This window comes from Corynebacterium sp. HMSC077D03, assembly GCF_001808545.1.
In the GTDB taxonomy this organism is placed as follows: domain Bacteria; phylum Actinomycetota; class Actinomycetes; order Mycobacteriales; family Mycobacteriaceae; genus Corynebacterium; species Corynebacterium simulans.
This window is the reverse complement of the sequence record NZ_KV793690.1, coordinates 214,619-232,494: the sequence shown is the minus strand read 5'-3', so window position 1 is coordinate 232,494 and position 17,876 is coordinate 214,619. Positions and strand designations below refer to the sequence as shown.

Here is a 17,876-nt window from a genome sequence, read left to right as displayed (position 1 = left end):
TGGTTGATTAGGATAGGGCCCCGCTTGGTTAATGCCGATGAGATCTTTCCCCAAGGCCGCTAACTCCGGAGAAGCTGAATACATCATCTTTCGTTGCCTTGTTCTGACGGCGCTTGAGCAATCAACCTGGTTGTTATCGGCCTTGGATCAGGGAATCCATGGCTGGAGGTCTTGTGATCGCAGGGGTATTTGCGGCGTCAATTATTCACTCAAGCCACACCGGTTTTCCAATAGTGCTCCTGTTTGTACACCGATTTTCCCGTTTCCCTTAGGAATGCTCAATCCCTGCGTTTTTGAATGGCGTTTAGATCGCTTTATTCGTTGTTCAGCTAGTCGAGACGTTTTCCGTGAGTAGTCCCATTTTGAGCCGGTGGGTAATTGCGTCTATTTGTTTGCATAGCTGTGCAATTGGTGCTTGTCCGTCTCGTGAATGTGCAGGTAGAGACAGTTTCACTGATAGCGGCGCGCCGCCGGACTGATTTATTGCCCGTGGGCGACGGTGTCGGTGACTGTTCCAATTCGCCGTCCTTAGTCTCGGCTTAAAGCACAGTGTCGAAACGCTTCTTATGGATGGATCGCATGAAAGTAGACATTTCGCCGTCGATTTCTCTATTGCGATTGCAGCCGTGGACCGGTTGGTCCTTGGGTAGTGGCGACGAGTGGGGTACGGAGTTGCTATGGGGCTTACGGTGCCGGTGTAGTTTCGGGGAATCGCAACCTCACCGAGGTAAGTCGCCCTTTCAAGTTTTGTCGTTTCGTTTGCGTCGCGGCGGCTCCGACTTCATCGTCTGCGGAGCGTTGAGTCTTAGTCGTTCGGGGTGACCTTATGCTGCGGGCTATAACTCTAAGTCTGCGGCTTGTACGTGGTTGCTGTAACGGGTCGTGCCTGTTTGGTGGTTTGCTCGCGCCAGGGTTATTGCTTTCTGGTCGGGTCCAGGGCACGATAGCTTGAGCATGAATGCTCTAATGCGCGCTGCATTTTAATGTGGGCGAGGCACGGCTTTTGAAAGTTTGGAATGCGGGTCGGCTGTTTTTATTTCTTTTCGGTTTAGTGGGTTGGGTAAAAGATGAGTTTGTAGACGCTCGTAATTTTCCTGGTGAAAAGTTCGATGGGATCGACGTACGAATTACAACATTTATGGGTGAAGGAAATTATGGGCGACTAGTGGCAAGTTTGAGGAGAACTCGCGAGGTTTGCCAGAAAGTGGATCGGTGAATGCGATGTGCGTTGCGGTGAGATGCATTGGGACGCGCATGTCCTCCGCGTCGGCGGGATAGATGACGGGGTACACGGGGTCGCCGAGAATGGGTACGCCGGCTTGCCACATGTGGAGCCTTAGCTGATGGGTCTTACCCGTCTTCGGCTTGAGCGTGTAGCGGGCGAGCGGGGGTTGCTTGCCATGAATATTTTCGTAACCGGTGTTGTCCACAGCGGTCACGTCGGCGAGGATGGTGATCGCGTTTACGGGGCCGTCCACAATGCGCCCTTGGATTTCGCCAGGGGTCTTTTCGATGCGTGACTCCCACACGGTGCCCGCCGCGACGTCGGAAAGCGGGGCGATAGCCTCGTAAGTCTTTTGCACACGCCTTTCCGCAAATAGTGTCTGGTAGGCGCCGCGTACGTCCTTCGTCTTTGTAAATACCAAGATTCCGGAAGTAAGTCGGTCGAGGCGATGCGCGGGTGTGAGTTCGTCGATTCCGGTCTTGCGGCGCATCTGAACAGTGGCCGTCTGGACGATGTGCTTTGCGCGCGGCATCGTTGCCATAAATGGCGGCTTGTCTACTACGAGCAGGTGCTCGTCCTCATAGATGATCGGGATGTCATAGGGCACCGGTGTTTCGGGCGCCGGCATGCGGTAGAAGAACACGTCAGTGTCGGTGCTGAGCAGTGTATCCGAGCGCAGGACCGTTTGGTCGCGCAGAACCACCTCATTGTTGTCGAAGCGCGCCTGGAGCGCCGCGGCGTCGTCAAGCGGACTGCGATGGCGCTGTGCTGTAATCACTTCTTCCAAAAATGCCCAGGCTGTAATTGGGCCGGCCGGTACGCGCACCCTGGTCGGATTCAGACCATCTTTAATTGGCAATGGGCTGAACCCCTTGCGCATATGCACTAGTCTGTTTCCCATGGATTTTGACTCTCTTCTCGCACCGGTAATTGAATTCTTCTCTAACGGCATTGGCGCCGTAATCGCACAGATTGCGGAGTTCTTGTACTCCGTATTTTTCCCAGCTAATGCAGGCGCTGCAACTACTGCGGAGATTGGTTAGTACGTACTAGACTGAGGGTATAACCAGCTGAAAGGAAAACATCATGGCCAAGGAAGACATTGTTGTTGTTGCCGTAGACGGTTCGGAAGCCTCCAAGAACGCTGTTCGTTGGGCTGCTAACACCGCAACCAAGCGCGGCATTCCGCTGCGCATTGCCTCCAGCTACACCATGCCGCAATTCCTGTACGCAGAGGGCATGGTCCCTCCGAAGGAACTCTTCGATGATCTGCAGGCAGAAACTCTGGAGAAGATCGAAGAAGGCCGCGCCATCGCTCATGAGGTTTCGCCGGATCTGAAGATCGGCCACACGGTGGCTGAAGGCTCCCCGATTGACATGCTGCTGGAAATGTCCAAGGACGTCACGATGATTGTCATGGGCTCCCGCGGTATGGGTGGTCTCTCCGGCATGGTGATGGGTTCCGTTTCCGCTTCCGTGGTTTCCCACGCTGCCTGCCCGGTTGTTGTGGTTCGTGATAACAACAACGTCACCGAGCTGAACAAGTACGGTCCGGTTGTTGTTGGTGTCGATGGTTCTGAGGTTTCCCAGAAGGCTACCGCTTATGCCTTCAAGGAAGCAGATGCCCGTGGCGCCGAGCTCATCGCGGTTCACACTTGGATGGACATGCAGGTTCAGGCTTCCCTCGCTGGCCTCTCCGCCGCACAGGCTGAGTGGGCAGACGTGGAGAAGGAGCAGGCAGAGCTGCTCAGCGAGCGCATTGCTTCCCTTCAAGAGGAGTACTCAGGCGTTCAGGTCAAGAAGGTTATTGCTCGTGACCGTCCGGTCCGCGCACTTACCGACGCCGCTGATGGCGCCCAGCTGCTCGTCGTTGGCTCCCACGGCCGCGGCGGATTCAAGGGCATGCTTCTTGGCTCCACCTCCCGCGCACTCTTGCAGTCGGCACCATGCCCGATGATGGTTGTGCGTCCGGACTCCGGAGAATAGAGCGCTAGTTTCTGGGGGTTCCCTGGCAATTAACTAACGATTCATCAACGCTTCGAGGGACGACCTGCGGAAACGCAGATCGTCCCTTTTGTGTTTATATTTTTTGCTGGCACCATAGTGCTTGTAGCTGAAAGAACTAATAAAAGGAGATAGCTATGGGCATGGGCCTAGGATTTTTCGGATCGATCATCGTCGGCATTATCGCTGGCTGGTTGGCAGAGAAGATTATGAAGCGTGATCACGGCCTTCTGACCAACCTGATCGTCGGTGTACTTGGCGGCCTCTTGGGCGCAGGCATTATGTCCTTTGTTGGTTTTGACTCCCCGAATCGATGGATCATGATGATCGTCGTCGCCACCTTGGGCGCTTGTTTGCTTCTGTGGATTGTCGGCCTGGTTACCAAGAAGTCTCCCAAGTAAACAGGGTTAATTAGCGTACATACCGGTTTGTCTATATTGTATAGATGAACCGGTTTTGTCGTTTTAGGAGAGGATATGCCAGAAAAGAAATCGCGCAGGAACCGTCCGAGTCCGCGCAGCCGACTCCTTGAGTCCGCAACCAATCTTTTCACCACCGAGGGCATTCGCGTCATCGGTATTGACCGCATTCTCCGCGAGGCGGATGTGGCCAAGGCATCCCTTTATTCCCTCTTTGGCTCTAAAGACGCCCTCGTCATTGCATATGTGGAGTCGCTTGATGAAAAGTATCGGGCCGATTGGGAAGCCCGTACCGCAAACATGACCGATCCGCACCAGAAGGTGCTGGCCTTCTTCGATAAAGCAATCGAGGAACAGCCAGGAATCGAATTCCGCGGCTCCCACTTCTTAAACGCGGCGGGCGAATATCCACGCCCTGAAACCGATGCTGAACGCGGCATCGTGGCAGCCTGCGTAGAGCACCGCACCTGGGTGCACAACACCATGACTGCGCTGCTTACCGCAAAGAACGGCTATCCTTCTGCCACGCAGGCAAGCCAGCTGCTCATCTTCCTGGACGGCGGCATGGCAGGCGCGCGCCTTACCCGTGACCTTTCACCGCTGAAGACCGCGCGCGAACTGGCTATTCAGCTTCTTTCTGCGCCTCCTGCTGACTATTCGATTTAAGCTGCTTGCGAGCCTGCGCCACGATGCGCATGTTTTCCTTGCGCTTCGCCTTAGCCTGTTTCTTTGCCTCCTTGCCGGAACGGGCTTTCTTTTTGCGCTTTTCTTCCTTGGAACGCCAGCGGCCGATGGTCTCACGGCGGAAGGCATGGACTTCCTCTGGTAGCGGGTAACGGCGGCGCAGGATTAGCTCATAAACCACTGTCTGGATGAGCGTGTAAAGATACGTCCAGCCCCAGTAGTAAATGATTGCCACCGGGATAGGTGCGTTCATTGCGGTGTTCCACAGCAGCCACGGCACCAAGAAGATGAGCAGGACCGTAAACCAGAGCATGCGGCGGTTGAACTTCTTATCAAACTGCGTGGTCAGATAAGAGCGGTAAAGCGTGATGACCATGTTCAGAACGGTGAACAAAAGCGCTAGCACCAAGATGGGAATCACAAGATCCTTGTGCTCACGGGCGAAATCCGTAATCGGTACTCCGTTGAGCAAGGTGGTGCGGAATGCCGCGACGTCTGCGGGATTTAAAAGGCCCACATGGTCGCTGTTGCCCTCGCGGGAGGCGCGCAAAACCACCTGGTAGAGGCCCAAGAACATCGGCATGATGATGAAGATGGGCAGGCAGCCTACCGCCGGGTTGAATTTGAATCGCTCACGCAGTTCCTTTTGCGCGGTGAGGATCTCCATCGCCTCTTCCACCGTGGTTGCCTCTTTGAGGCGGGCATTGAGAGCGACCTGCTCTGGGCGCATGAGCGCGCCAATGCGCCCCGACTTCACCGAAAGCCAATTCAGCGGTGCAATAAAGCTACGGATTGTGATCACAAGGAAGACGATTGCCACCAACCACGCCAGCGAGCTATCGAGGAATTGGGCGAAAAGTATGTGCCACAACTTCATGATTCCGGAGACCGGGTACATGAATATTTCGAGCATGTTAATCCTTCACGAGGCGCGGATAGGGCTTTCTGTACTGTACAGCGATTAAGTTTAAATTATGAGCAAAAATAGAGTGAGCACCGTCATCGGTGAGCTATTGCTGACCAGTGGCGTCATCTTGCTTCTCTTTGCCTTCTATGAGGCCTACTGGACCAACCTAGAGTCTGACCGCCTGCAGGAAAAGGCGAGCGAAAACTTGGAAACTCAGTGGCACAACCCCCGCGGAAAACTCCACCCCAAGCTGGGTGAGGCCTTTGCCCGGATGTATATCCCGACGTTCGGCTCGGATTTCCAATTCGCCATCATTGAAGGCACGCAGGAAGAGGATCTACTGCGCGGTCCAGGTCGCTACACCGATAGTCAGATGCCGGGGGAACTCGGAAACTTCGCCGTCGCCGGCCACCGCGTGGGCAAGGGTGCCCCATTTAATGACTTGGCTAATCTTGAGACCTGCGATGCCATCGTGGTCGAAACCCAGTCGGAGTGGATAACCTACCGCGTGTTGCCAATCGACGGCGCGCCAGCTGATTGCTTTAGCCCTGAACAGAAGGCTAAGCCTGAGTACCAAGGTCTGAGCGGTCGGCATATCACGCTGCCTGGCGATGTCGGGGTTATCGCCCCTGTCCCGGGCTGGGATACCCCGGTCGAGCAGGCGTCGGAAGCCTTGCTCACCCTAACCACCTGCCACCCGCAGTTTTCGAATGCGGAGCGCATGATTGTCCATGCCATGGAAGTCGCACATGAACCGAAGGTAGAGGGCAAGACCCCTGCCGTACTGGAGGAGAGCTAGATGTATCGCGCACTATGGAATCTTTTGCCAGGGCCCACCGCCGTCAAAGTGGTGTTGGTGCTCGCGATTGCGGTTGGCGTATTTTGCCTCCTGATGGAGGTTATTTTCCCGTGGGTTTCGACGATAATGCCGTATAACGACGTGGCGGTTTAAAGCCCTAAGTTCTTAATCGCCTCTTGGGCGATGAGCTCAGCCTTCAAGGTCTGGAGCTGATTCGACCACACCAGCACGGCCTTGTTGTCCTTTTGCACGGCGTATACGGAATATGCTTCGTCGAAGACGCCGCGGCCGCCGGACCAGCCTGCGAACTCGGCTAGTTCCGTGGAATCGACCGGGGCGGCCCAATCCACCACGGCACGGGCCTGTTCAACGTCCGGCATCTCGCGGACTACGACCGTGGCCTGCGGGTCTTCCGGATAGGACCAGAAGATGCACGCGGGGGTGCTAAAGCGCTTGTCGACGGCCGTGCGGGTCATCCTCTGCCCATTCGTATCAGCTACCCACTGGGTATCGAGATAGGGGCAGGCTTCTTCGGCATTCGGCTCGGCGGTGGCATCGACGGGCAGGCCGTCTCCTGGAGCCGCGGAAGACGGCGCGGCGTCGTGAGGCGCGGGTGCGGAGTCGGTGGATGCGGTCTCCTGGGAGCTGCAGGCGCCGAGGGCGAGCGTGACGGCCAGAAGGCCGGACAGTAGGCTTTTGCGCATGATGTCCACAATAGACCAGCGTTCCTCAGAGACTGAGGCTTTGCGCAATGGCATTCATATCCTTACCGCGACCTTGCTCGTGGTGGCCATCTTCAGCACGGTGCGCCTGCCGTTGTGGCAGGCCGTGATTAACCTGTTGCTGCTGACGGCGTTTGCGGCAATTTACTTCGCAGGCTCGGTCTTTTTGGAGCAATGGCCAAAGGGCGTGCGATACCTATGGCTGGTGATTCTATCCGTCGTGTGGATGGCAGACATGTTCGTCGCTCCCGTTGCGATTTACCTGGTCTTCGCGCTGTTCTTTTTGTATCTCTACGTACTGGACCTGTACGTGGGCATAGTCTGCGTCATTGCGGCGACGGCGATTTCGGTGATCATGCAGATCCCGGGTGGGTTGACCTTCGGCGGTGTCATGGGACCTGCGGTCTCTGCGCTAGTGACGGTGGCTATCTACTACGCATTCCGAGCCTTGTCCCTGATGAATCGCGAGCTCATCGAGACGCGTTCGCAGCTGGCGGAATCGGAACGTGAAAGCGGCATGATCGCAGAGCGCCAGCGCATCGCGCACGAGATTCATGACACCCTGGCTCAGGGGCTTTCCTCCATCCAGATGCTGCTGCATGCGGCAGATCGGGACTTGGGGAAGGAAGACATCAAGCGAGCCCAGGAGCGCATCGAACTCGCGCGGCGAACTGCGGCCGATAACCTGCACGAAGCCCGCGCCATGATTGCGGCGCTCCAACCACCCGCGCTGGCGGAGGCTTCACTGGAGGCGGCGCTTAACCGCATGGCTGAGAACTTCGCGGCCACTAGCGGCGTGAACGTCGAGGTGGAGGCAGAAGGTGAAGAAGTTAAGCTGCCGATGAAGGTAGAGGCGGCGCTTTTGCGTATCGCGCAGGGCGCGGTGGGCAACGTCGTCAAGCATGCGGGTGCCACCCGCGCGCGCATCACCGTGACTTATGCCCCGGACGAGGTGCGTGTCGACGTCGTGGATAACGGGCATGGCTTTGACGTAGCGAAGGTGCAGGACCAGCCCGCGGGCCTGGGGCATATTGGGCTCAGCGCTATGAGCCGGCGCGCGGAGGAGCTCGGCGGTGAGGTCGTGGTGGAGTCAACACCAGGTTCCGGTACTGCGGTGTCAGTTAGTATGCCCTTGGGCGGCACGGTAGATTAAACTTTTGGATGATTGTCTCGACCACTTTAGGAGGAAGCGCGCGTGATTAGGGTCTTGTTGGCCGATGACCACGAGATCGTTCGCCTCGGGCTGCGATCCGTACTCGAAGGCGCTGAAGACATCGAGGTTGTAGGCGAGGTGGCAACTGCGGAGGCCGCGGTGTCCGCGGCACAGGCCGGCGGAATCGATGTCATCTTGATGGACTTGCGCTTCGGTGCCGGCGTGGAAGGCACGCGCGTGATGGGCGGTGCTGAGGCAACCGCAGCTATTCGCTCCTCCATGGCGCATCCGCCGAAGGTTCTCGTAGTGACTAACTATGACACCGACGCCGATATTCTCGGCGCCATTGAGGCTGGCGCAGTGGGCTACCTGCTCAAGGACGCTCCGCCGAACGAGCTGCTCGCTGCCGTGCATTCCGCCGCAGATGGTGACTCGGCGCTTTCGCCGATCGTGGCAGATCGTTTGATGACCCGCGTGCGCACTCCGCGCACCTCGTTGACCCCGCGAGAGCTAGAGGTACTCAAGCTGGTGGCTGCCGGCGCTTCCAACCGTGAGATCGGCCAAGACCTCATGCTGTCTGAGGCAACCGTGAAGTCCCACCTGGTGCACATCTACGACAAGCTGGGCGTGCGCTCGCGTACCTCCGCTGTGGCGGCTGCTCGCGAGCAGGGCGTGTTGTAGAGCCTTCTCGGCCTTACTGCCCACAAGGGGGGAAACGGGATATTACTGGGCGACCTTATGCGGACAGACGCTGCTGGATTTTAGCGGTGATGTTGTCAATCTCCGCGTTGATGGTCTTGTGCACGCGGCGGCGCTGCTGGTCGGTCATATACTCGGCGTTATCGATGGAAGAGTCAACCTCGTTGAGGCGCTCCTTCACGTCACGCTTGAAGCCGGCCGGGAGGTCAGAATCCTTGAGGGTGTTGCGGATGCCTGCGGTGCGAGCCTTTAAGGAAGCACCGTGGCCGGAGAATGCCGCCATCTGATCGGTAGTCAGGCCGGCTTTCTTAGCGCGGTTGGCCTCAAGCTGGCCCTGTGCCGCAACGATGCCACGGTAAACGAGCGGCAGCAGCAGTGGGGCAGCGGTGCGCAGAGCACCGGCGTAACGCTTGACATTGTCCTTGTTAAGGCGGCCGTGCTTGAGCTTATCGAGCTCGAGCTGTGCCATCTTCTTTTCGTGCTTGCGGCGCTTCTTAAGGCCCTTCTCCTCGGACTTGATGAGCGCCTTTTCCTGCTTGGCCAGGAGCTTCTGCTGGCGCTGCTGGGCCTTGGATGCTTCCTTAACCTCTGCCTTGACGCGGGTCTTGGCGGCCTTGACCTCGGCGCGTGCTTCGCGGCGAGCCTTCCTAATCTTCTTCACGATGCTCATAAATTTTTCCTTTACTTAATTGTCTGGGTTCAACTTTACCTTGCTGTTCTATTAAGCTCACCCGTTGTGAAGGATGTGCTTGGTGCTGCGGACCTCGTGGGGTGTCGCTATAGGCTGGTGCAGCGGCGTGCCCATCCGGAGATCCAACCAACTGAGGCCTCCAAGGCCCGGGCCGAAAGGCACGTGGCCGCCGTAGAAGCCGCGATGGCGAACCTGCCGGTCAAGGCTCCCGGCCGCTTCCGGCGCATCGACTTGGAAGGTGATGAGTGGGAGCGTTCTATGGCCACGCTAGAGGCGTTGGCCTATGGATACACACACATCACGGGAGCCATTTTCGCCACCGACGAATGGAAGGTAGAAGTAGACCTTCTGCTGCGTGAGGGTGAGGCATATACGCCGATCATCGTCTCGAATCACCGCGTAGCGCGCCGTAACGAAAATGCGCGCACTCTGGCGGTGCCCACCCACAGGGTAGGCCTTAGTGAACCACTAGAGGTGCCTTATAAGCTGCGGCATCATTCCGTCGACGGTTATCGTCTGGCATTTGCCGCGCGTGCGCTGGAGGACCTTGATCTAAATTCGGGCCGGGGCGGAGCGATTGGCCAGGATCGCTCGCGGGTATTTTTCACCGACACCGCACGTTTTGACGTCGCGAGTGCGTTGGCGCGGCCTTTGCCCACGGGTCCACGCCGCGTCAAAGAGTGCGCAACCTGCCGTTTCTGGAAGCTATGCGAGCCTGAGCTGCGCGCCCGCGACGACATTTCACTGTTCCTGCCGGGCGATCGCGCCAAGCCCTACCGCGAAAAGGGCATCGAGACGGTACAAGCGCTAATCGACGCCCAGTTGGGCGAGCCCTCCCAGCTCGCCAAGGCATGGCGGATGGCTGAGCCCATGCTGCGCCGAGACGAAGTGCTTTCGGTTCCGCGTGCGGATGTCGAGGTTGACGTGGACATGGAGGCCTACCTGGACCAGGGCGCTTATCTCTGGGGTGCTTGGTATGAGGGTGAGTACCACGCCTTCGTGACCTGGGAACCGCTCGGCGGGCGCGCTGAGGCCGCTAACTTCGCGGAGTTCTGGGAGTGGCTGATGGGCTTGCGTGCCCAGGCGCATGCTGCGGGCAAGACCTTCGCGGCCTATTGCTATTCCGCGCACGGTGAGAACCACTGGATGCGCATGTCCGCCAAGCGTTTTGGCGCCCCACAGCTCGAAGAGGTCGAAGAGTTCATCGCCTCACCCGAGTGGGTTGACATGTTTGTCCACGTCAAGCGCAACTTTATGGGCCCCTATGGGCTCGGCCTTAAGACCGTGGCTCCCGTTGCCGGTTTTCAATGGCCCGAAGACTTCGACGGCGAGGAATCCGTCAACGCCCGCCGCGAAGCTTTGGCAGGGGATATGGAAGTTCGCCAGCAAATCCTTGATTATAATTCTGGCGACGTGCAGGCCACCCGTGCCGTGCGCGACTTCATGAGTGTCGGCGCGCCGGGCGTACCTGCGCTTTCTAGCATCTAGCCTTTGGGGCTTTATCTAATCTCTCTAGCATCCTCCGATCCTGGATACGCCGGAACCGCCGCTGTAAGCGACGAGTCTGCGTATTAGAACAGCAGCAGTGGCGCTAGGATGGCCGCGCCTATGCCCAGCTGGTGCCACGGAATGGTGGTCTCCGGGGCAGGACCTTCGGCCTTCTTCTGCAGCACTGCCTTTTGGGCTTTCACCGCGCGTACGATGAGCACCGGGTAAACCGCGAGGGAGCCGATGCACAAGAGGGCGGCGCACAGGGTGACCCAGACTGTCGTCGAGGACATCCAGATCGCCACGCCGCCGTTGATGAAGGTGGCGCGCAGCAGGCCTAAGCGGTTGAGCTCCTGCAGGCCCGAACGGGTGGCTGCCGGGCCGCCGCCCATGGTGATGGGAAGCAGGTAGCTCATCACGCCAAAGAGGAGCTGTGCGGCAAAGCCCACCACCAGTCCAAGCGTGGGAATGCCGGGCTCAGGGCTAAAGAAGTGTTGCACCGTGTAGTAGGTCAGCGCGCCTACCAGCCAGAAAGCGGAGCACAGAACGGAGATCGAAGGGTAGTTCACCCGCCCGCGCGGATCCTTAGCCACATTGAGCACGTTGGTGACCCATCCCTCAAGGCTTAAGACCCAACCCACGCAGTAGACCGCGAGCCCGAACTCCGGGTGGTTAACAATGGTGCCGACCAAGGTGATGACAACGCCGAGCGCCAACAAAAGGAAGCTCGGGCGCATACGCTTGTTGACGCCCTTGGTGCGCCAGATGGACGGGAACAAGATTGTCAGCGAGCCGGCCGCGGCCAAGCCCACGAAGCCAGCGACGTTGGCCGTGACGTGGGCGATGAGCAGTTGTGGGTGAGCAGGATGCACCGAAAGCAGCGCGCCCAAAGCAGCGCCCACCGCGAGGAAGAAGGCGGAGGCGACGTAGGCGGCAACGACGGGGCGGAAGCGTTTGCCATTGCTTCCACGCCACTGGCCGGACAAGGAAACGCCATGCCAGGCAATCATCGCAGCAACTATTGTGGCGCCGACCTGGGTGAGTATCCAGTGCTGTGACCACGCATGCAGAAGCAATTGACCGATAAGCACCAGCACAATGCCCGCGTTGAGCACGTAGATGCGGGTGAGCTGGGCGGGCCGGGCGGAATCCGGCAGGCGGGTTTGCACAAACTTCTCAGAAAGGTGCTGGGACCACACCACGATGGAGTTGCTCAGAATGCCCAGCGTGAAGATGTGAATGAGCACCCAGCGCGCGTTCGGGATAAAAGTGTGGATAGCGCCTGCAACGATGAAGACCATCATCCAGATTGTCACGGGACGCGAGGCCCGGCGATGCCACGTGCGCGCTGACCATTTATCCATAAAACACGAGTTTATTCGTTTTTTCTCAAGGTCAAAGTCAGGCCTGTCAGTACCAGCGCCGCGCCGCCGTAACAGGCGATGAAGCCGGCCCAGGGCAGGGCGTCGAAAAGCAGGCCTGCCACCGCGCCCAGGACGGAAGAACCAAAGTAATAACAAAAGACGTACATGCTGGAGGCCTCCGCACGGTCATGGGTGGCCAGATGGCCGACCCAGCCAGAAGCTGTGGAATGCGCGGCAAAGAAACCGACCGTCAGCGCCACGATGCCCAGCAGAACTAACGGAAGGGGCCCGGCGCAGGCAAAGATGCCGAGCGCGAAAAGGAGACAGGAAGCAAAAAGCGTCTTTCCATGGCCGATCTGCTGTACCAGCCGGCCTGCGCGAGCCGAGGCCCACGTGCCGCTCAAGTAGAAGAGGAACACCGAACCCGCCAGCGCTGGCGCCAGGCCAAAGTGCTGGATGAGCCGGAATCCTAAGAAGTTGTACATCGAGACAAAGGTGCCCATCGCCAGAAATGCCACGAGGTATAGCTCCACCAGTTTGCGGTTTCGCAGATGGCCAAAGATGGCGCGTAGCTCGTTGCCAAAGCGCAGTTCCTTAGGGGTGAAGTTGCGCTGTGCGGGCAGCAACAAGATGCAAACGAGGGCGAAAAATAACGAGACGCAGGCTGAGCCGAACAACGCCCATCGCCAAGAGCTGAACTCCACGATGCTGGTGGGCACGAGACGGCCGGTTAGCCCGCCGATGGAGGTGCCGGCGATGTAGAGGCCCATCGCGCGGGCGAGATCGGTGGCAGAAAGCTCCTCAGATAGCCAGGCCATAGCCGTGGCTGGGGCGCCGGCAATCACCGCGCCCTGCAGGCCACGCAAAGTAATGAGCAGTGCGGCGTTTGGGGCCAGCGGTACGGCCAAGCCCAGCAGCGTCGCGCCCACCGCCGAGACGATGAGCAGGCGGCCGCGTCCGAATCGCTCCGAAAGGATGGAAGCGGGAATCACGCATAGTGCCAGCGCGCCAGTGGCCGCCGACACCGTCAGAGCGGCCTGCGTGGAGCTGAGCCCCATCTGTTCCACCAGCGTGGGCAGTAGGGCTTGGGTGGTGTAGAGACAGGAAAAGATCGCCAGCCCCACGAAGAGCATTGCGAGCATGGCGCGCCGGGTTCTAGTCATATAAACAGCATGCGTGGCGGGAATGCATGTGTAAAATGTCTGAAAATTGAAAATTTAATGCAGATGGCGCATATAGAAAAGTGGGTGCGGGAGTGAACCTGGATGACGTTCGTGGCGTCGTCGCCGTTGCGGAGCTCGGGCAGGTGGGCGCCGCGGCCGATGAGCTAGGCATTTCCCAGTCTGCGCTCACCCGCCGAGTGCAACGCATGGAGCGTGCGCTGGGGGCAAGTCTTTTCAACCGCGTGGGGCGCAGGCTGGTGCTCAATACCCGCGGTGAGGCATTCGTAGTGCAGGCACGGAAGATGCTCGCCGCCGAGCGCGCCGGGCGGGATATGGTGTCCCGGCTCATGGACCCGGAACGCGGCACGGTTCGCCTAGATTTCATGCATTCGCTGGGCACCTGGATGGTCCCTGACCTGGTCAAGGATTATCGCGCACAGCATCCGAACGTGGATATTCGTCTGCATCAAGGCGCGGCGCAAGAGCTGGTTGGCCGCGTGGTCGCGGGCGAGTCTGACCTAGCGCTGGTGGGCCCGCGGCCTGCTTTGCCCGAAGCGGCGGAGCCGGCAACTAGCGCACAGGTAGGTTGGCATCAGATCGAGAGGCAGCGGCTGGGGCTCGCCGTGCCCGAGGGGCACTGGGCCGCAGGCCGCGCGGAGGTAGGAATCGCCGAGTTCCGCGAGGAACCCTTCATCGGCATGCTTCCCGGGTATGGCACGCGCATGCTTCTCGACGCCCTAGCAGACAGTGCAGGCTTTAGCCCACGGTTGGTCTTTGAGTCGATGGAGCTAACCACTGTGGCAGGACTCGTTGCCGCCGGCCTGGGTAGCGCGCTTCTGCCCCTCGACGACCCCTACCTGCAGGTAAGAAACCTCGTTCCGCTGCAGCCGCCCGCCTACCGCGAGCTTGGCCTCGTCTGGCGGCAAGGAGATGAGGCTCCGCCGGTCGCGCAGTTCCGCGACTTCATCGTGGAAGGGGCCTGGGCTAAAGGCAGGGTCTAACAAGGGCTCGAGAAGTAGGTGAAAACAAAAAGAAAGCCGGCCTTCCTGCCAATCAAAGGCGGGTAAAGGCCGGCTCTAAAAGCGTGAATTAACGCTTACTTGGAAGCTGCAGCGAAGCGCTCAGCAACGTCATCCCAGTTGAATACGTTCCAGACTGCCTTAACGTAGTCGGCCTTCACGTTCTTGTACTGGAGGTAGAAAGCGTGCTCCCACATATCCAGCATGAGCAGCGGGGTGAAGTTGATGGAGGTGTTGCCCTGCTGATCGGTCAGCTGCTGAACGAGCAGGCGGCCAGCGATGTGGTCGTAGCCCAAGACAGCCCAGCCGGAGCCCTGCAGGCCAAGAGCCGCAGCGTTGAAGGCCTTCTGGAAAGCCTCGAAGGAACCGAAGTCACGGTTGATAGCCTCTGCCAGCTCGCCGGTTGGCTCGCCGCCACCGTTAGGGCCAAGGTTCTTCCAGAAGATGGAGTGGTTGGTGTGGCCACCCAGGTTGAAAGCAAGGTTCTTGTACAGAGCGCGGAGGCGGTCAGCGTTGCCCTCACCCTTGATCTCAGCGTCGATAGCCTCGAGAGCAGCGTTTGCGCCAGCAACGTAGTTAGCGTGGTGCTTGGTGTGGTGCAGCTCCATGATCTCTGCGGAGATGTGTGGCTCGAGTGCGTCGTATGCGTAGTCGAGTTCTGGAAGTTCGTAGACAGCCATTGTTAATTCCTTTCTTTGGGTACGGTGCCCAATGATAGGAGCGCTGAAAGTATTCCGCCACAATTTTTCCACCCCGCGCTACACTCGTCCGCATCGAAGAGCAGGCCTTGGCCCTAAACGGTGGCCAAACGGCCCGAAGAAAATTCGTGAAAACCATCAAATAACCATCAAATTCAAAGTGAAACGAGGAAGAAAACATGTCGTGGTTGTTTAAACCAGAACCGAAAATCGTTAGCCGGGAAGATGCTCTGCCGGGGCGCGCGGAACCGATCTTGGAGCCGCAGCCGCACGCTGTGTTGGGCACGCCGATTACCGGCCCCTGGAAGGAGGGGCAGAAGTCTCTCGTGATCGGCATCGGCTGTTTCTGGGGTGCGGAGAAAATGTTCTGGGAAACCCCCGGTGTGGAGTCCACGTCCGTTGGCTATGCCGGCGGCACCACCCCAAACCCCACCTATTACGAGGTCTGCCGCGGGCTGACCAATCACGCGGAGGTCGTGCAGATTACCTATGACCCGCAGCAGGTAACCCTGAAAGAGCTCGTGGTCAAGGCTTTGGAGGCACACGATCCAACGCAGGGCTTCCGCCAGGGCAATGATGTGGGAACGCAGTACCGCTCGGCCTTTTATCCAGAGACCGAGGCCGAGCGCGTGGAAATTCAGGGCATCGTTGACTCTTACGCGGGCAGGCTTGCCGACGCCGGCTTTGGTGACACCACCACCGAAGTAGTCGTGCTATCTGAGACCGACGCAGGCGAGTATTACCTCGCCGAAGACGAGCACCAGCAGTACCTGCACAAAAACCCGCACGGCTACTGCCCGCATCATTCCACTGGCGTGAAGTGTGGCTAAGACCCAGCCATGCCGGGATAGAGCGAGAAGCGTTTCTTAGCTAAAAACGCTTTTTTACCTGGTGCCGGAAATCGGAAGGCTTGTTGAGCTGGTCGCGCTCGACGAAGGCGCGCATGCGCTCTGCCAGTTCTGGCGTTAGCTGCGTACGCGCCTGTGAGCCGAGCACGCTATCCCAGTACCAGAAGGTTTCCTCGAAGTAGTTATGCCCGTGCCCGCCGGGAACGTTGAGGGAGTTGAGCTGGTCCAAAGCAACCTGCCAGAAGGTGATAAACGGCACCCATGGCAGGCGCCTGAAGGTATCTGCGTACAGCGTCCTTGGGGTGGGTTCCTGGATCCAGTCAGGGCGCATGAAGATAAGGCGGCGATCCCACCATACGATGGCGTCCGAGGCGTGTTGGCCAAAGACCACGCGGGGGCGCTGCCAGCGTTGATAGTCGTTGCCGAAGGCATCGTGCTCCATATGAGCAGGTACGGAGGCAAACCTGACGTGCCGCCCGGCGTCGATAAGCGGTAGCCGCTCCAATGAACCGCGGTCGCGGGCGCGGGCCAAACGGCGGGTAAAAGCCGTCATCCGCGGCGGGCCGGTAAAGACCGCGCCGTCGCAAGCCGCCAGCAATTCCTCCAAGTCCCGATAGTTTTCAACGATGCCGTAGCAGCCCAAAGACTCCCCGGCGAAGTAAAGCTTCGGCCGGTTATCCTCCGGCATATCGTTGATGCGTGATTGCACCGCGGCGATGAGTTCGCGTGCAGCATTGATTGGTGCTTTGCGGTCCACGACGTAGCAAAAGACCGAAGGAAGATAGGAAAACTGCAGCGTCACGGTGGCGCAGTCGCCATGGGTTAAAAACTCATAGGCGGATACCGAATAGTTGTTGATCCAACCGGAACCTGCTGGCATCTCAATCACAATGGTGTCGCGGCGGAAGGCACCGGTGCGTTCCAGCTCGGCGAGCGCCTGTTGAGCGGCAGCGATGGGGCCGCGGCCTTGGACCAATCCAATGAAAATGCGGATCGGTTCGTGCGCATCAGAGCAGAGCATGACGTCCTTGATGTCGTGCGCGCGGGGGCCGCGATCCAAAAAGGCGCGGCCTTGTGAGCCCACGGCAGTCCATGGCTCCAGGGACCACGGGCTGCCGGAGCGCTCAGGCTCCCACGGCATCACAGAGCCGGGATAGACCAGCTTATTAAGCTGCAGCGCCTGCATCGAGGCGTCGTGGATGAAGCGCCGCCACAGCATGCGGTCACTAAACAAAGTCATGAGATAACCCACGGTTGATCCGGCCAACGGCCACGCCAGCCAGCGTGGCAGCCAGCGTTGGGCCTGGCGGGAGAGCTGGGTGACAGTGAGCTGAGCGGCCTCGCCGATGACGAGCAGGCTGCCATAACCTAGGATTCCGATGGCGATGCCGAGTGCTGCCGACTGGGGGCCGCGTTCGTTGTACTTGTTGACCAGCTTGGCCTGCTCGCTCTGATTACGCAGAGAGCGCACGCCCATCAAAAGAGTGACTGCGCCCAGTGCGAGGTGGGTGCGGCTGCGGGTGGTGGGGCCAACCCTGTCTTGCGGGCGCTTACCGATGTAGCGCAGCCCGCGTTTAGTGATAAACGCAGCGGTGGTTGCCGTGAAATGTCCGGCTGCCTGCCCGATGGCGACGTTGGCGGCCGTGACCCACCACGGGCGAGGAAGGAGCGAGGGTGAGACCGCCGCCCAGGTGGCAATCTCGGCGGCGAAGATGCCGGGCGCCATATTTTGTGGCAAACGTCTCCTGCCCGTCATGCGTACTCCAGGGGTAAGATCGCTTAGCACTTCCAGGCCGAAAACCGCAGCTGAAAGGGTATGTATGGCTGCGGTGCGGGCGAATTTGCGGGCGATATCACGCATGCGAACCATTCAACCAGCATCCTCACCCTCGTGCAGGGGATGTTTGATCGGGCATAAATGATGTGAAATCGGACAGTCCCTTGTGTGAGATCGGGCGTACAACAGGCGAAGTTGGGGGGCTCGGGGCACAAT

18 protein-coding genes are annotated in these 17,876 nt (G+C 59.0%); 10 read left to right on the top strand and 8 right to left on the bottom strand.

All coding sequences use genetic code 11. The features are described from left to right. Positions 1-1,136 precede the first annotated feature (1,136 nt). Positions 1,137-2,177 (bottom strand): pseudouridine synthase, encoded by a 1,041-nt coding sequence (locus HMPREF2888_RS07550; RefSeq protein ID WP_082778664.1) that lies wholly within the window; start codon positions 2,175-2,177, stop codon positions 1,137-1,139. Here HMPREF2888_RS07550 and HMPREF2888_RS12875 point away from each other — a divergent pair. From HMPREF2888_RS12875 to HMPREF2888_RS07535, 4 genes are all read left to right on the top strand, one after another. Further along, positions 2,125-2,268 carry a hypothetical protein gene (locus tag HMPREF2888_RS12875; protein WP_162839578.1) on the top strand — a complete coding sequence of 48 codons (144 nt, stop codon included), beginning with the start codon at positions 2,125-2,127 and terminating at the stop codon, positions 2,266-2,268. The genes HMPREF2888_RS07550 and HMPREF2888_RS12875 overlap by 53 nt on opposite strands. 43 nt (positions 2,269-2,311) lie before the next feature. Further along, positions 2,312-3,211: a universal stress protein gene (locus HMPREF2888_RS07545; RefSeq protein WP_061925137.1), complete on the top strand. Its 900-nt coding sequence runs from the start codon at positions 2,312-2,314 to the stop codon at positions 3,209-3,211. Positions 3,212-3,366: 155 nt separating this feature from the next. Further along, positions 3,367-3,630, top strand: a complete 264-nt coding sequence (locus tag HMPREF2888_RS07540) for a GlsB/YeaQ/YmgE family stress response membrane protein (protein WP_061925134.1) — start codon at positions 3,367-3,369, stop codon at positions 3,628-3,630. 75 nt (positions 3,631-3,705) lie between these two features. Further along, entirely contained in the window at positions 3,706-4,314 is a 609-nt protein-coding gene (locus tag HMPREF2888_RS07535) for a TetR/AcrR family transcriptional regulator (RefSeq protein WP_061925131.1), read from the top strand. Here the strand turns inward: HMPREF2888_RS07535 and yidC are convergent. Further along, the gene (yidC, locus tag HMPREF2888_RS07530) at positions 4,271-5,245 is read right to left on the bottom strand and encodes a membrane protein insertase YidC (RefSeq protein ID WP_061925128.1); all 975 of its coding nucleotides are present in this window, start codon (positions 5,243-5,245) and stop codon (positions 4,271-4,273) included. The genes HMPREF2888_RS07535 and yidC overlap by 44 nt on opposite strands. 61 nt (positions 5,246-5,306) lie before the next feature. On the opposite strand from yidC, the gene HMPREF2888_RS07525 reads away from it, so the two are divergent. Continuing rightward, positions 5,307-6,038: a class E sortase gene (locus HMPREF2888_RS07525; RefSeq protein WP_061925125.1), complete on the top strand. Its 732-nt coding sequence runs from the start codon at positions 5,307-5,309 to the stop codon at positions 6,036-6,038. Between the two features lie 149 nt (positions 6,039-6,187). Here the strand turns inward: HMPREF2888_RS07525 and HMPREF2888_RS07520 are convergent, their stop codons facing one another. Further along, the gene (locus HMPREF2888_RS07520) at positions 6,188-6,742 is read right to left on the bottom strand and encodes a DUF2020 domain-containing protein (protein WP_061925122.1); all 555 of its coding nucleotides are present in this window, start codon (positions 6,740-6,742) and stop codon (positions 6,188-6,190) included. Between HMPREF2888_RS07520 and HMPREF2888_RS07515 the strand changes: the two genes are divergently transcribed. Further along, positions 6,741-7,913 carry a sensor histidine kinase gene (locus tag HMPREF2888_RS07515; RefSeq protein ID WP_061925119.1) on the top strand — a complete coding sequence of 391 codons (1,173 nt, stop codon included), beginning with the start codon at positions 6,741-6,743 and terminating at the stop codon, positions 7,911-7,913. The genes HMPREF2888_RS07520 and HMPREF2888_RS07515 overlap by 2 nt on opposite strands. A gap of 42 nt (positions 7,914-7,955) precedes the next feature. Then, positions 7,956-8,594: a LuxR C-terminal-related transcriptional regulator gene (locus tag HMPREF2888_RS07510; protein ID WP_061925116.1), complete on the top strand. Its 639-nt coding sequence runs from the start codon at positions 7,956-7,958 to the stop codon at positions 8,592-8,594. 55 nt (positions 8,595-8,649) lie between these two features. Here HMPREF2888_RS07510 and HMPREF2888_RS07505 read toward each other — a convergent pair whose 3' ends face one another. Continuing rightward, entirely contained in the window at positions 8,650-9,282 is a 633-nt protein-coding gene (locus HMPREF2888_RS07505; protein WP_061925113.1) for a DUF6474 family protein, read from the bottom strand. Between the two features lie 66 nt (positions 9,283-9,348). Between HMPREF2888_RS07505 and HMPREF2888_RS07500 the strand changes: the two genes are divergently transcribed. Then, positions 9,349-10,791 (top strand): TM0106 family RecB-like putative nuclease, encoded by a 1,443-nt coding sequence (locus HMPREF2888_RS07500; protein WP_082778663.1) that lies wholly within the window; start codon positions 9,349-9,351, stop codon positions 10,789-10,791. Positions 10,792-10,874: 83 nt separating this feature from the next. Here the strand turns inward: HMPREF2888_RS07500 and HMPREF2888_RS07495 are convergent, their stop codons facing one another. Together HMPREF2888_RS07495 and HMPREF2888_RS07490 are read right to left on the bottom strand one after the other, a co-directional pair. Next, positions 10,875-12,155 carry a copper oxidase gene (locus HMPREF2888_RS07495; protein WP_235591090.1) on the bottom strand — a complete coding sequence of 427 codons (1,281 nt, stop codon included), beginning with the start codon at positions 12,153-12,155 and terminating at the stop codon, positions 10,875-10,877. Between the two features lie 11 nt (positions 12,156-12,166). Beyond that, positions 12,167-13,318 (bottom strand): MFS transporter, encoded by a 1,152-nt coding sequence (locus tag HMPREF2888_RS07490; RefSeq protein ID WP_061925109.1) that lies wholly within the window; start codon positions 13,316-13,318, stop codon positions 12,167-12,169. Positions 13,319-13,410: 92 nt separating this feature from the next. Here HMPREF2888_RS07490 and HMPREF2888_RS07485 point away from each other — a divergent pair, with 92 nt between their 5' ends. Then, positions 13,411-14,319, top strand: a complete 909-nt coding sequence (locus HMPREF2888_RS07485) for a LysR family transcriptional regulator (protein ID WP_061925108.1) — start codon at positions 13,411-13,413, stop codon at positions 14,317-14,319. A 95-nt stretch (positions 14,320-14,414) separates the two neighbouring features. On the opposite strand, the gene HMPREF2888_RS07480 is transcribed toward HMPREF2888_RS07485, so the two are convergent. After that, entirely contained in the window at positions 14,415-15,017 is a 603-nt protein-coding gene (locus HMPREF2888_RS07480) for a superoxide dismutase (RefSeq protein ID WP_061925107.1), read from the bottom strand. 197 nt (positions 15,018-15,214) lie between these two features. Here HMPREF2888_RS07480 and msrA point away from each other — a divergent pair, with 197 nt between their 5' ends. Next, positions 15,215-15,865: a peptide-methionine (S)-S-oxide reductase MsrA gene (gene msrA, locus HMPREF2888_RS07475; protein WP_061925106.1), complete on the top strand. Its 651-nt coding sequence runs from the start codon at positions 15,215-15,217 to the stop codon at positions 15,863-15,865. A gap of 40 nt (positions 15,866-15,905) precedes the next feature. On the opposite strand, the gene HMPREF2888_RS07470 is transcribed toward msrA, so the two are convergent. After that, on the bottom strand, positions 15,906-17,753 hold the full coding sequence (locus HMPREF2888_RS07470) for an alpha/beta-hydrolase family protein (RefSeq protein ID WP_082778662.1): 1,848 nt from the start codon (positions 17,751-17,753) through the stop codon (positions 15,906-15,908). Between the last annotated feature and the right edge of the window lie 123 nt (positions 17,754-17,876).

Excerpts from the sequence above, each read along its gene's own strand:
- HMPREF2888_RS12875 (WP_162839578.1), top strand. The coding sequence starts at position 2,125 with ATGGATTTTGACTCTCTTCTCGCACCGGTAATTGAATTCTTCTCTAAC.
- HMPREF2888_RS07550 (WP_082778664.1), bottom strand. The coding sequence starts at position 2,177 with ATGCCGTTAGAGAAGAATTCAATTACCGGTGCGAGAAGAGAGTCAAAA.
- HMPREF2888_RS07545 (WP_061925137.1), top strand. The coding sequence starts at position 2,312 with ATGGCCAAGGAAGACATTGTTGTTGTTGCCGTAGACGGTTCGGAAGCC.
- HMPREF2888_RS07540 (WP_061925134.1), top strand. The coding sequence starts at position 3,367 with ATGGGCATGGGCCTAGGATTTTTCGGATCGATCATCGTCGGCATTATC.
- HMPREF2888_RS07535 (WP_061925131.1), top strand. The coding sequence starts at position 3,706 with ATGCCAGAAAAGAAATCGCGCAGGAACCGTCCGAGTCCGCGCAGCCGA.
- yidC (WP_061925128.1), bottom strand. The coding sequence starts at position 5,245 with ATGCTCGAAATATTCATGTACCCGGTCTCCGGAATCATGAAGTTGTGG.
- HMPREF2888_RS07525 (WP_061925125.1), top strand. The coding sequence starts at position 5,307 with ATGAGCAAAAATAGAGTGAGCACCGTCATCGGTGAGCTATTGCTGACC.
- HMPREF2888_RS07515 (WP_061925119.1), top strand. The coding sequence starts at position 6,741 with ATGATGTCCACAATAGACCAGCGTTCCTCAGAGACTGAGGCTTTGCGC.
- HMPREF2888_RS07520 (WP_061925122.1), bottom strand. The coding sequence starts at position 6,742 with ATGCGCAAAAGCCTACTGTCCGGCCTTCTGGCCGTCACGCTCGCCCTC.
- HMPREF2888_RS07505 (WP_061925113.1), bottom strand. The coding sequence starts at position 9,282 with ATGAGCATCGTGAAGAAGATTAGGAAGGCTCGCCGCGAAGCACGCGCC.
- HMPREF2888_RS07495 (WP_235591090.1), bottom strand. The coding sequence starts at position 12,155 with ATGGATAAATGGTCAGCGCGCACGTGGCATCGCCGGGCCTCGCGTCCC.
- HMPREF2888_RS07490 (WP_061925109.1), bottom strand. The coding sequence starts at position 13,318 with ATGACTAGAACCCGGCGCGCCATGCTCGCAATGCTCTTCGTGGGGCTG.
- HMPREF2888_RS07480 (WP_061925107.1), bottom strand. The coding sequence starts at position 15,017 with ATGGCTGTCTACGAACTTCCAGAACTCGACTACGCATACGACGCACTC.
- msrA (WP_061925106.1), top strand. The coding sequence starts at position 15,215 with ATGTCGTGGTTGTTTAAACCAGAACCGAAAATCGTTAGCCGGGAAGAT.
- HMPREF2888_RS07470 (WP_082778662.1), bottom strand. The coding sequence starts at position 17,753 with ATGGTTCGCATGCGTGATATCGCCCGCAAATTCGCCCGCACCGCAGCC.